This is a genomic window from Corynebacterium sp. 74A (assembly GCF_008930665.1).
In the GTDB taxonomy this organism is placed as follows: domain Bacteria; phylum Actinomycetota; class Actinomycetes; order Mycobacteriales; family Mycobacteriaceae; genus Corynebacterium; species Corynebacterium megadyptis.
Window position 1 is genome coordinate 250,583 of the sequence record NZ_PQMG01000003.1, and the last position, 12,290, is coordinate 262,872.

A 12,290-nucleotide genomic window follows, 5' to 3' on the forward strand; every position below is an offset into this window, starting at 1 on the left:
TTTGTTGTTACCGTTTGACGATTTTTCACACGCTACTTTCATGCGAGGAGACTTAAAAACAATGGCGTTCTCCGTAGAGATGCCCGAGTTGGGCGAGTCAGTTACAGAAGGCACCATCACCACGTGGCTGAAGTCCGTGGGCGATACGGTCGAGGTCGACGAACCGCTCCTCGAGGTGTCCACCGACAAGGTTGATACCGAGGTTCCTTCCCCCATCGCCGGCACCCTACTCGAGATCCTCGCCGAAGAAGACGACACCGTCGACGTCGGTGACGTCATCGCCCGCATCGGCGACGCCGACGCCGCCAGCTCCTCCGACGACTCCGACGACGACTCGGATGAAGACGAGGCCGAAGAGGCTGAAGCCAAGGAAGAGAAGAAGGAGTCTGAGGACAAGCCGAAGGCTGACAAGAAGTCCTCCTCCAGCGAGGCCACCGACGTGGCCATGCCCGAGCTGGGCGAGTCCGTTACAGAAGGCACCATCACCTCCTGGCTGAAGTCCGTCGGCGACAGCGTCGAGGTCGACGAACCACTCCTCGAAGTCTCCACCGACAAGGTCGATACCGAGGTCCCCTCCCCCGTCGCCGGCACCCTACTCGAGATCCTCGCCGAAGAAGACGACACCGTCGACGTCGGTGACGTCATCGCCCGCATCGGCGACGCCGACGCCGCCAGCTCCTCCGACGACTCCGACGACGACTCGGATGAAGACGAGGCCGAAGAGGCTGAAGCCAAGGAAGAGAAGAAGGAGTCTGAGGACAAGCCGAAGGCTGACAAGAAGTCCTCCTCCAGCGAGGCCACCGACGTGGCCATGCCCGAGCTGGGCGAGTCCGTTACAGAAGGCACCATCACCTCCTGGCTGAAGTCCGTCGGCGACAGCGTCGAGGTCGACGAACCACTCCTCGAAGTCTCCACCGACAAGGTCGATACCGAGGTCCCCTCCCCCGTCGCCGGCACCCTACTCGAGATCCTCGCCGAAGAAGACGACACCGTCGACGTCGGTGACGTCATCGCCCGCATCGGCGACGCCGACGCCGCCAGCTCCTCCGACGACTCGGATGAAGACGAGGCCGAAGAGGCTGAAGCCAAGGAAGAAAAGGACGAGAAGAAGGAGGAGCCTAAGCAGGAGTCTGCTCCGAAGAAGGAGGAGAAGTCCGAGGCTCAGCCTGAGAAGAAGGAAGAGAAGAAGCAGGAGAAGGTCAATACCGGCGATAACCTGCCGTATGTGACCCCGCTCGTGCGGAAGCTGGCTGATAAGCACGGCATTGATCTCTCCACTGTCGAGGGCACCGGCGTGGGCGGCCGCATCCGCAAGCAGGATGTGCTGGCTGCCGCCAAGGGCGAGTCCGAGGACGCGGCCCCGGCCAAGGAGGAGACTCCCCGCGTGTCCACCAAGTCTGTGGACCCGGCCAAGGCCGAACTGCGTGGCACCACCCAGAAGGTCAACCGTATTCGCGAGATCACCGCGAAGAAGACCCTCGAGGCCCTGCAGATCTCCGCACAGCTCACCCAGCTGCACGAGGTGGACATGACCACCATTGCTGCCCTGCGCAAGGAGGCCAAGCCGGCCTTCACCAAGGCTCATGGTGTGAACCTCACCTACCTGCCCTTCTTCGCGAAGGCCATCGTGGAGGCCCTGGTGTCTCACCCGAATGTCAACGCCTCCTACAACGCTGACACCAAGGAGATCACCTACCACCCGAGCGTCGGACTGGCTATCGCCGTCGACACGCCGAAGGGCCTGCTCACCCCGGTGATCCACGAAGCAGAGAAGCTGTCCCTGCCGGAGCTGGCGAAGGCGATCGTGGACCTGGCTGATCGTGCCCGCAATAACAAGCTCAAGCCGGCCGATCTGACCGGTGGCACCTTCACCATCACCAATATTGGTTCCGAGGGTGCGCTCTCCGATACCCCGATCGTGGTTCCGCCGCAGGCAGCCATGGTGGGCACCGGCGCTATCACCAAGCGTCCGGTCGTGGTCAGCGAGAACGGCAATGACGCCATCGCTATCCGCCAGATGGCCTACCTGCCCTTCTCCTATGATCACCAGATCATCGACGGCGCTGACGCTGGTCGCTTCATGACCACCGTCCGTGACCGCCTCGAGAACATCGACTTCACCGAGGATCTCGAGCTGAGCTAAACACACGGCTCTCCCCAACCACCCCGCGCAGTGCTTCAACGCCAGCGCGGGGTGGTTGTCTTTATGTACCACCCCGCAGTTACCCCCACCGCTACCCCCGCAATCCATCACCGCAGGATGTCTGCAATCCGAGAATGGGGGCCACCACTCTCAATCCCAAACAGTGACCCAGCTCCTATAATGAGAGGGACATTTCTTTTCCTTACTGTCCTTAATCCCCAAGGCACATCAACCCCACGGAAAGGCCCACTTTGTCTTTCAGCGATCGCCATATCGGCCCCGACGCTCATGAAACTTCGATCATGCTGGACACGCTTGGCGTCTCCTCGTTGGACGAACTCATTGAGAAGGCCGTCCCGGCCTCGATTATCAATACCGAGCGGATGAACCTGCCGAGCGAGCAGTCGGAATTTGAGGCGCAGCGCGTGCTCGCCCACGACGCCGAGCAGAACATCCCCCTCAAGTCCTTCTATGGCCAAGGCTTCTCCTCCACCATCACCCCGTCGGTGATCCGGCGGGGCGTTCTTGAGGATGCCGGCTTCTATACCGCCTATACCCCCTATCAGCCGGAGATCTCCCAGGGCCGCCTCGAGGCCCTGCTGAACTTTCAGACCATGATCTCCGAGCTGTACAACCTGCCCATCGCGAATGCCTCGCTGCTGGATGAGGCCACAGCCGTGGCCGAGGCCATTAGCTTGATGAGCCGCAAGGTGAAGAAGGGTCGCAGCGTGGTGTTGGACAGCCGCCTACATCCCCAGGTGCTGAGCATCGCCCGCGAGCGTGCCCGCGTTATGGAGCTCGACGCGCACGTCCAAGACCTGTCCGTGGGGTTGGTCGCCGAGGACCTTGTGGGCACCGTGATTGCCTACACCGGCACCGAGGGCGATGTTCGCGATATTTCTTCGCTTATCGACGCCACCCACGATCGTGGCGGCCTCGCCACGGTGGTAGCGGATCCCATGATGCTGGTCCTGCACACCGCCCCTGGTGATCTCGGCGCGGACGTGTGCGTGGGCACCACCCAGCGTTTCGGTGTGCCGTTCTTCTTCGGCGGGCCGCATGCCGCGTTCATGGCGGTCACCGACTCCTTGAAACGCCAGATCCCAGGCCGCATCGTGGGCGTGAGTAAGGATCTCGATGGCTTCCCGGCGTATCGTCTGGCTCTGCAGACCCGTGAGCAGCATATTCGCCGCGATCGCGCCACCAGCAATATCTGTACCGCCCAAGCATTGCTGGCCGTCATGGCCTCGATGTATGCCGTCTATCACGGCGCGGAGGGACTCAAGTGCATCGCCCGCGAAATCCACCGCAAGGCCTGCAGCTTTGCCGCTGCCATCGAGTCTGCGGACGCGAAGCTATCGCTGGTGCACTCCACCTTCTTCGATACCGTCTGCATTTCCACGGGCAACCGTGCCGAAGAGTTCTCCACCACCGCCCTCGAGGAGGGCTATCTCATCCGCGCGGTAGACGAGGACCGCGTGTGCGTGAACTTCGGCGAGGCCACTACAGAGGACGATATGGCGGCCTTGTGCCGCATCTTCGGTATCGCCGAAGATGCCCTGGAGCAGGAGGCCGAGTCGCGCATCGAGCAGGAGCGCGCCGATGAACCGCTGCGGCATGAGATCTTCTCCCAGATCCACTCCGAAACCCAGATGATGCGCTATATTCGCCGTCTCGGCGACCGCGATCTGGCCCTCGACCGCACCATGATCCCGCTGGGCTCTTGCACCATGAAGCTCAATCCCACCTCTGCGGTCGAGCCGATCACCTGGCCCCATCTGGCGGATGTGCACCCCTTCGCTCCGGAATCGCATACCAAGGGCTGGCGTCGCATCATCGAGGATCTCGAAAAATGGTTGGCAGAGATCACCGGCTACGCCAAAGTGTCGGTGCAGCCCAATGCCGGCTCCCAGGGCGAGCTGGCCGGTTTGCTGGCTATCCGCCGCTACCACGTCTCCCGTGGCGATGAGCAGCGCGATGTGTGCATTGTGCCTGCCTCCGCCCACGGCACCAATGCCGCCTCTGCTGCGTTGGCGAACCTGCGCGTGGTCGTGGTGGCCACCGCTGATGATGGCACGGTCGATATCGAGGATCTCAAGGCCAAGCTGGAGGTCCATGCCGGCCACGTCGCCGCCATCATGATCACCTACCCCTCCACCCATGGCGTGTATGAGGAGAATGTGGGCGAGGTGTGCGAGCTGGTGCACGAGGCCGGTGGCCAGGTCTACATCGATGGCGCCAACATGAATGCCCTCGCCGGTATTGCCCGCCCCGGCGCGTTCGGCGGCGACGTCTCCCACCTGAATCTGCACAAGACCTTCACCATTCCGCACGGTGGTGGCGGCCCGGGCGTGGGCCCGATCGGTGTGGCCGAGCACTTGGTGCCCTTCCTGCCCACCGATGCCCGCACCGCTAATCCTCATGAGGATGCCCCCGTGGGCGAGGGCGTGCCGATCTCTGCCACCTACTATGGCTCGGCGGGCGTGACCCCCATTTCGTGGATGTATCTGCGGTTGATGAGCAGCGAAGGCCTCTTCGCCGCCTCCGCCCATGCCGTGCTTGCCGCCAACTACATCGTGAAGAAGCTCGAGGGCGCCTATCCGGTGCTCTATACCGGCAAGAATGGTTTGGTCGCGCACGAATGCATCGTGGATCTGCAGGAGCTGACCAAGAAGTCCGGTGTCACCGCCCTCGACGTGTGCAAGCGCCTGGTGGACTTCGGTTTCCACGCCCCCACCCTCGCTTTCCCTGTGGCCGGCACCCTCATGGTGGAGCCCACCGAGTCCGAGGACCTTGCGGAGCTCGATCGCTTCGTGGAGGCGATGCTCGTGATCCGCGAAGAGATCCAGGAGATCATCGACGGCACGGTCGCCGTGGAGGACTCCGTGATCCGCAAGGCTCCCTTCACCGCGGCCAGCGTCATCAGCGATGAGTGGAACGAGAAGTTCAGCCGCGAAAAGGCCGCCTTCCCCGTGCCGGGGCTGCGCCGCGATAAGTACTTTCCCGCCGTCCGACGTATTGATGACGCCTATGGCGATCGCAACTTGGTCTGCTCCTGCCCGCCGCCGGAGGCCTTCGACATCGACTCCGACCACGCTTAACCCGAAAGGCTCACCATGACTGATCTTTTGCACTCCCCGTTGCACGATCTCAACGAGAAGCTCGGCGCCAGCTTCACCGACTTCGGGGGCTGGAATATGCCGCTGAAGTACGGCCGCGAGCTCGAAGAACACCGCGCCGTGCGCGAGCGTGTCGGCGTCTTCGACCTGTCACATATGGGCGAGCTCTCGGTGCGCGGTAGCGATGCCGCCGCATTCTTGGATTATGTGCTCGTCTCGCAGCTGTCCACCTTGCCGGTGGGCAAGGCGAAGTATTCGATGATCGTCAACGCCGAGGGCGGCATCATCGATGATCTCATCAGCTATCGCCTCGCCGAGGACGAGTTCTTGGTGGTGCCCAACGCCGGCAACCAGCCCGCCGTGTGGGCCGCCTTCGAGGATCGCGCCCGCGAGCGCTTCGCCGATGCTGATCTGGTGCTCGAGAACCAGAGCTTGGACACCGCCCTCATCGCCGTCCAGGGCCCGCGCAGCGCCGAGCTGCTCAGTGAACTGGTTCCCGCCGAATCGACCGACACTCTCAACGGGCTCAGCTACTACTCCGCCGCCCCGCTCGCGGTGGCCGGGGTGGACACCCTCGTGGCTCGCACCGGCTACACCGGCGAGGATGGTTTCGAGGTGTATGTGGACAAGGAGCACGCCCCCGCTGTGTTCTCCGCAGTGGTCGACAAGCTCGAGGCCTATGAGGGTGCCGTCTGTGGCCTAGCCGCCCGGGATTCCCTGCGTCTCGAGGCCGCTATGCCGCTCTATGGCCACGAGTTGAGCGAGGATCTCACACCCGTCGATGCCGGCTTGCGCGTGCTCGTGGGCAAGAACAAGACGGGTGAGTTCTACGGCGATCAGCTCCGCGAGCTGCCCACCCCGCAGCGCAAGCTCGTGGGGCTGCGAGGCGAGGGGCGTCGCGCCGCTCGCGCCGGATCCGTGCTGTATGTCGGTGAGGAGCGCGTCGGCGAGATCACCTCCGGCCAGCTCTCCCCCACCCTCGGCCACCCCATCGCTTTGGCCTATGTAAACGCCGATCACGCTGCAGAGGGCGCCACCCTCGAGGCGGATGTGCGTGGCAAGCGCCAGCCGATGACCATTGTTGCCCGCCCCTTCTACAAGCGCGGCTAAACTATTTCCCATTACGTTCTCCAGCTCGACAGAAAGGACTCACCCATGTCCCAGCTGCCCTCCACTTTCTCCTACTCCGAGGATCACGAGTGGATCGATTGCGCCGCGGATGACGCCGCCGGCAACACCGTCAAAGTTGGTCTGACGTCCATCGCCGCGGATCGTCTCGGCGAGATCGTCTTCGTGGATCTGCCCGCTGTGGGCGATTCCGTGGAGGCTGGCGAGATCTGCGGTGAAGTCGAATCCACCAAGTCCGTCTCGGATATCTACGCCCCGGTCACCGGTACCGTCAGCTCCGTCAACGAGGAGCTCGAGGATAACCCGGGCCTGATCAATGACGAGCCCTTCGCGGGCGGTTATCTCTTCGAGGTCGAGGTGCAGGAGGTCGGCGAGCTCATGGACGCCGCCGAGTACGAGGCACAGAACGCCTAACTCGTCTATCAGCCGCTTCACGCTTATTGTGTGGAGCGGCCTTTTCCTGCTTATCGACGCCCACCTCTGCCCCGCAACCAGCTGCCGCCCACGGCAGCAAGGCGAGTGAGGTGCACGCCACAGGGCGCGTGTACCCTTGAGTCATTATGACTGCACCGCGCGAGCCTTTTACCCCCGCAAGCCAAGCGATCAGGCATCTCGATACCCCTATTGAGCTGCACCGGCTAGGCAACCGCGACTATGTGGAGATGTGGCACGAGCAGGCGGATCTGGCGGCGGCGCGCGCCCGCGATGAGATCGCTGACCGCGTGCTCATGCTCGAGCACCCCTCCACCTACACGGCGGGGAAGCGCACGCAGGAGTCAGATCGCCCAACCAATGGTGTGCCCTGCATTGATGTGGATCGCGGCGGGCGAATCACGTGGCATGGTCCGGGCCAGCTGGTGGGCTATCCCATCATCAAATTGCGGGATCCGGTGGATGTGGTGGACTATGTTCGCCGCGTCGAGGAGGCCCTCATTCAACTGGTGCGTTCGCTGGGGTTGAGCAAGGCTGGGCGGATTGATGGCCGCTCGGGGGTGTGGGTGCCCGCTGATGAGCGCGGCCCAGATCGCAAGATCGCGGCATTGGGTATTCGCATTACGCGGGGAATAACTATGCATGGTTTTGCGCTGAACTGTGATAACACCTTGGAGTATTACGATCACATCGTTCCTTGTGGCATTAGTGACGCTGGGGTCACTACCCTGTCACGGGAGCTGGACACCGATGTGCGGGTGGAGGATGTGATTGAGCCGTGTTACCACTGGCTGGTTGAGGCTTTTGCAGGCCGGCTGGAGGTGGCCGATCACAGCTTTGGCTCCGCCGAGGACCCCTGCTCCCCAGCTGCCATCCGGAAACTATCGCTATAAAACACACGCCTCGCCCACGGTGGGGCCACTAATTTGAGGACAAAGTGAGCGAAAAGAAGCTACTACGCATCGAGGCGCGGAACGCCGAGACTCCGATTGAGAATAAGCCACGCTGGATCCGCACCCAGGTCAAAACTGGCCCGGAGTATAAGGACATGAAAAATCGCGTGTCCGGCGCCTCTCTGCACACGGTGTGCCAAGAGGCCGGTTGTCCCAATATTCACGAGTGCTGGGAGGACCGCGAGGCCACCTTCTTGGTCGGCGGCGATCAGTGCACCCGGCGCTGTGATTTCTGCCAGATTGCCACGGGTAGGCCCACAGAGGTCGATCGCGATGAGCCTCGTCGTGTTGCTGAGTCCGTGCAGGAGATGCAGCTGAATTACTCCACGATTACTGGCGTGGCCCGCGACGATCTCCCCGATGGGGCATCGTGGATTTACGCCGAGACCTGCCGCCAGATCCACAAACTCAACCCCAACACGGGTGTGGAGCTGCTGGTCGATGATTTCCGGGGCAACACAGATGCCCTGCAGCAGGTCTTCGAGTCCGAGCCGGAGGTATTCGCGCACAATGTGGAAACGGTGCCGCGCATCTTTAAAAAGATCCGTCCCGCCTTCCGCTATGAGCGTTCTTTGGATGTGATCCGCCAAGCTCGTGACTATGGGCTCGTGACCAAGTCCAACTTCATCCTTGGCATGGGCGAGACGGTGGAGGAAGTACGCGAGGCGATGCAGGATTTACATGATGCCGGCTGTGAGATCCTCACCATCACGCAGTATCTCCGCCCGGGCCCGCTCTTCCACCCCATCGATCGCTGGGTGAAGCCCGAGGAGTTCGTGGCGCATTCCAAGGCCGCGAAGGAGATCGGGTTTAAGGCCGTGATGTCTGGGCCGCTGGTGCGCTCCTCCTACCGCGCTGGGCGCCTCTATGCGCGGGCGATGGCCGAGCGTGGAGAGGCCCTGCCGGAGAATCTCGCGCACCTGGGCGAAGAGACCGGCACTACTGCCCAAGAGGCCTCCAGCCTCATTCAGCGCTATGGCGCGTCCAAGGACACTCCGGTAACCTCTGCCCGCCGCTAGAACGGCCCCGACAGACACACGTGAGGAAAGGGTGACACAGGAGGAGGCAATGCGGGCGTGAGCACGCTGATCGCCTATCCTAAAACACATGGCTGATACGAATAAGAAACAACGGAAACTAGCGGCAAAGCAGGCCGCGAAGGAAGAAAAGGCGCTGAAGAAACAGCAGCGCAAGCAAAGCCGGGCGCAGGTCTGGCAGGCCTTCAAGATGCAGGCGAAGAACGACAAGAAGCTCGTTCCGCTCATGCTTCTGGCCATCATCGGTCTCGGCCTCGTCTTCTTCCTCATCGGTTCGCTCTTTGGTGGCCAGTGGTTCCTGCTACCGCTGGGCCTGGTGCTGGGCTTCGCTTTGGCGATGTACATCTTCACCAAACGCGTGGAAAACACCGTGTACGATCGCGCCGAGGGCCAGGCCGGCGCCGCCGGCTGGGCGCTCGAGAATCTGCGTAGTGGTCCCGGCGTGGAGTGGCACACCCGCACCGCGGTGGCCACCAACCACCACATGGATGCCGTACACCGCGTCATCGGCCCCGCCGGTGTGGTGCTCGTTGGCGAGGGCGACATCAAGCGGGTCCGCCCGCTCATGGCGAATTACAAGCGCCGCCTCGTGCGTATCGCTGGGCAGACCCCGATCTATGAGATTTTCGCCGGCGAGGGCGAGGACCAGGTGCGGGTGCGCAACCTGCAAAAGGAAATGATGAAGCTGCCCCGCAACTATAAGAAGAAGGAGCTGGGCGCCCTTTCTGCTCGTTTCGAAGCCATGGACCGCGACCCGCTCCAGGCCGCTGGCATGCCGAAGGGACCTGTGCCCAAGGGCGCATCCATGGCGGGTATGAACCGCCGGGCCCGCCGCGCCGCCCAGCGTCGTTCCAAGTAGACCGCGCCTCAAAATCAGCCACAAGCACTGCCTCTTACCTCCGCTGCCCACTGGGCGCGGAGGTTTTTCTCTGCCCTCCCCCACGCCTGTTTGGCACGGGTGGGCGTCCTATGTTTTAGACTGCGAACGTGCAATGATGGATGGGTGAGTATCTTTGCTGAGAACCACCTGCTCGCGCTCACTGTCATCATGGCGGTGGGGCTGATTATCGGCAGGATTAACATCGGGGGATTTCGCCTCGGGGTAGCCGCTGTACTCTTTGTTGGATTAGGCTTTGCCACCGTTGAACCGGGCGTGAAGCTTCCCGAGGTGGTGTACCTGCTGGGGTTGGCGTTATTCGTCTACACCATCGGGCTCGAGGCAGGGCCGACATTCTTCGCCTCTTTACGCACCCGTGGGCTCAAGCACAATGCTTTCATCCTCGCGGTGCTGTCTTTAGTCACGGCCATATCCTGGGGATTGATCACGCTCACCGGCTTGGGGGAGTCTACCGGTGCCGGCATGTTTACCGGCGCGGTCACCAATACTCCGGCACTGGCCGCGGTGGTGGATTCACTGGCCGAGATCTCGAAACCGGAGCACCTCGATCTGCCCGTGGTGGCCTATTCCCTCGCCTATCCGCTGGGTGTGCTCGGCGTGATCATGGTGATCGCCATCTTGGCGAAAGTGCTCAAGATCGATCATGAGCAGGAAGCCATCGATGCCGGCGTGGCGCCCCACGAGCTGGTGTCACAGCGCGTCTTGGTGATCGCCAATGATGTTCCGGCCGTGGACAATATTCCACTGCTGTGGCAACTGCGCGTGATTATTTCCCGTGTCCAACACGGACACCGGGAAGGGCTGGCGGAGTATGGCGATCGGGTGCGCCCCGGCGATATCCTCACCATCGTCGGCGAACCGTCCGAGGTCGAGCGGGCCGTCGAGCGCCTCGGAAAACCTCTCGAAGGCGGGCCCTCTCACGACGAAGAGCTGGACTTTCGCCGCATCTTCGTCTCCTCGAAGGACGTCGTGGGAGTACCGTTGTCGAAGCTTGAGCCGAAGCTCCAGGGCATGCTGGTCACCCGTGTTCGCCGCGGCGACGCCGACATGGTGGCCACTCCCGATATGATGCTGCAGCTCGGCGACCGCGTCCGTGTGGTGGCCGACCCACAAACACTGCGCCGGGCGAATCGTATTTTCGGTGACTCCTATGCGCGGGTGTCCAATGCCGACATGCTGCCGCTGCTGGCCGGCTTGGCCTTGGGCCTACTTGTTGGCCTCATCCCCTTCCCGCTGCCTGGCGGTTCTGAACTCAAACTGGGCAGCGCGGGAGGCCCGCTCCTCGTCGCGCTGGTCTTGGGCGCGATTGGCCGCACCGGGCCGGTGGTCTGGCAGGTTTCCTATAGCGCGAATAACGTCCTTCGCACCACCGGCATCACCCTCTTTCTCGCGGGAATTGGTACCACGGCTGGGGCGGGCTTTAAAACTGCGCTCAGCGATCCTGCCTCATTGACCATCATCGGCGTGGGCTTCATCATCACCGTATTGGTCTCGACGATCACCATTCTCGCCGGCTATTTCTGGATGAAGATTCCGTTCGGCCAGGTTGCCGGCATTCTCGCCGGCGTGCAAACCCATCCTGCCGTGCTCAGCTATGTCTCTGACCAGACCAAGAATGAACTGCCTGCGATTGGCTACACCACGGTCTACCCCGTTTCCATGGTGGCGAAGATCATCCTGGCCCAAGTCTTGGTGTTCATGCTGCTCTAGCACGCGCCTCGACGCACCTCGTAGTACAGGCCCCTGGTAATTAACCAGGGGCCTGCATGCGTTCTTTTAGCCGAAGATTACGGCGGTTTTGGTGACTCGGTCGTGGATTCCGCGGCCGTCCTCATCCACCATCGCGGCGGGGAAGATCAGCAGGGTGAGAGCAGTACGGGCGGCGGCCCTCCACAGCCCCACCGTGGTCTCCTCATCAATGCGGGCCACACCAACTCCCAGCAAGGCCTGCCCAGGAGTACGGGCGAGCAACGCCACGCTGATCGTGCCCAGGATGAAGTAGCACAGATATGTCAGGGTGGCGGTACCGGTGAAGAAATCAGAGAACTGATCGATGATGATGGCGGTACCCCAACACAGGGTCCAGTCCACGAGAACACCGACGGACCGCCGCATCACCGATGCCAAAGCGCCGGGCCCCGACTCTGGGAATCCGAGCTTTTCACCAGCCCACTTGGCGGGTCGATCGGCGTTCTCGGCCGAACTAGGAATTGCGGGACCGTCAAGCCAGCTACGCCTCTTTTCTGCCATGATCCCAATGTAATCGGGGACACGATAGAAATGAAACTATTCGCGCTGCCCTTTTCCTCATCACGCTCACGGCCGCGTGGCGCCACCAGTGCCCTTGGCCGCTGGGCGAAACACCCCCCTTTTCGTTCGAGCTATAGATATTCGGGTACTATGGAGTTTCAGCGGCACGCGCTATATCGCAATATAGCCCGCGCCGTTCTCCTCATACCTGACGGTGTTCATTAACTGGAGGGCTGCGTCGATAAGCGCGCATAACTCACACGCCATAGCGGCCCCACGGCAGCGATGTAGCACCTAGACTGGGGAGGAGATCTCACCCCAATAAAATAG

9 protein-coding genes are annotated in these 12,290 nt (G+C 62.1%); 8 read left to right on the forward strand and 1 reads right to left on the reverse strand.

The window, feature by feature from the left end:
- Window positions 1-61: 61 nt before the first annotated feature.
- From sucB to GBB11_RS06195, 8 genes are all read left to right on the forward strand, one after another.
- Window positions 62-2,143 carry a 2-oxoglutarate dehydrogenase, E2 component, dihydrolipoamide succinyltransferase gene (gene sucB / locus GBB11_RS06160; RefSeq protein WP_151582272.1) on the forward strand — a complete coding sequence of 694 codons (2,082 nt, stop codon included), beginning with the start codon at window positions 62-64 and terminating at the stop codon, window positions 2,141-2,143.
- A 251-nt stretch (window positions 2,144-2,394) separates the two neighbouring features.
- Entirely contained in the window at window positions 2,395-5,244 is a 2,850-nt protein-coding gene (gene gcvP / locus GBB11_RS06165) for an aminomethyl-transferring glycine dehydrogenase (RefSeq protein ID WP_151549213.1), read from the forward strand.
- 15 nt (window positions 5,245-5,259) lie between these two features.
- Window positions 5,260-6,372, forward strand: a complete 1,113-nt coding sequence (gcvT, locus tag GBB11_RS06170) for a glycine cleavage system aminomethyltransferase GcvT (protein ID WP_151549214.1) — start codon at window positions 5,260-5,262, stop codon at window positions 6,370-6,372.
- 45 nt (window positions 6,373-6,417) lie between these two features.
- The gene (gene gcvH / locus GBB11_RS06175; protein WP_151549215.1) at window positions 6,418-6,804 is read left to right on the forward strand and encodes a glycine cleavage system protein GcvH; all 387 of its coding nucleotides are present in this window, start codon (window positions 6,418-6,420) and stop codon (window positions 6,802-6,804) included.
- A gap of 146 nt (window positions 6,805-6,950) precedes the next feature.
- On the forward strand, window positions 6,951-7,715 hold the full coding sequence (gene lipB, locus GBB11_RS06180; RefSeq protein WP_151549216.1) for a lipoyl(octanoyl) transferase LipB: 765 nt from the start codon (window positions 6,951-6,953) through the stop codon (window positions 7,713-7,715).
- Between the two features lie 44 nt (window positions 7,716-7,759).
- Window positions 7,760-8,794 carry a lipoyl synthase gene (gene lipA / locus GBB11_RS06185; RefSeq protein ID WP_151549217.1) on the forward strand — a complete coding sequence of 345 codons (1,035 nt, stop codon included), beginning with the start codon at window positions 7,760-7,762 and terminating at the stop codon, window positions 8,792-8,794.
- 88 nt (window positions 8,795-8,882) lie between these two features.
- Window positions 8,883-9,671, forward strand: coding sequence for a DUF4191 domain-containing protein (locus GBB11_RS06190; protein WP_151529228.1), 789 nt, complete (start codon window positions 8,883-8,885; stop codon window positions 9,669-9,671).
- Between the two features lie 144 nt (window positions 9,672-9,815).
- Window positions 9,816-11,420 (forward strand): aspartate:alanine exchanger family transporter, encoded by a 1,605-nt coding sequence (locus GBB11_RS06195; protein ID WP_151549218.1) that lies wholly within the window; start codon window positions 9,816-9,818, stop codon window positions 11,418-11,420.
- Between the two features lie 66 nt (window positions 11,421-11,486).
- Here the strand turns inward: GBB11_RS06195 and GBB11_RS06200 are convergent, their stop codons facing one another.
- Window positions 11,487-11,960 carry an RDD family protein gene (locus tag GBB11_RS06200; protein ID WP_151549219.1) on the reverse strand — a complete coding sequence of 158 codons (474 nt, stop codon included), beginning with the start codon at window positions 11,958-11,960 and terminating at the stop codon, window positions 11,487-11,489.
- Window positions 11,961-12,290: the final 330 nt, after the last annotated feature.

Excerpts from the sequence above, each read along its gene's own strand:
- GBB11_RS06200 (WP_151549219.1), bottom strand. The coding sequence starts at position 11,960 with ATGGCAGAAAAGAGGCGTAGCTGGCTTGACGGTCCCGCAATTCCTAGT.
- gcvT (WP_151549214.1), top strand. The coding sequence starts at position 5,260 with ATGACTGATCTTTTGCACTCCCCGTTGCACGATCTCAACGAGAAGCTC.
- lipB (WP_151549216.1), top strand. The coding sequence starts at position 6,951 with ATGACTGCACCGCGCGAGCCTTTTACCCCCGCAAGCCAAGCGATCAGG.
- GBB11_RS06190 (WP_151529228.1), top strand. The coding sequence starts at position 8,883 with ATGGCTGATACGAATAAGAAACAACGGAAACTAGCGGCAAAGCAGGCC.
- sucB (WP_151582272.1), top strand. The coding sequence starts at position 62 with ATGGCGTTCTCCGTAGAGATGCCCGAGTTGGGCGAGTCAGTTACAGAA.
- gcvH (WP_151549215.1), top strand. The coding sequence starts at position 6,418 with ATGTCCCAGCTGCCCTCCACTTTCTCCTACTCCGAGGATCACGAGTGG.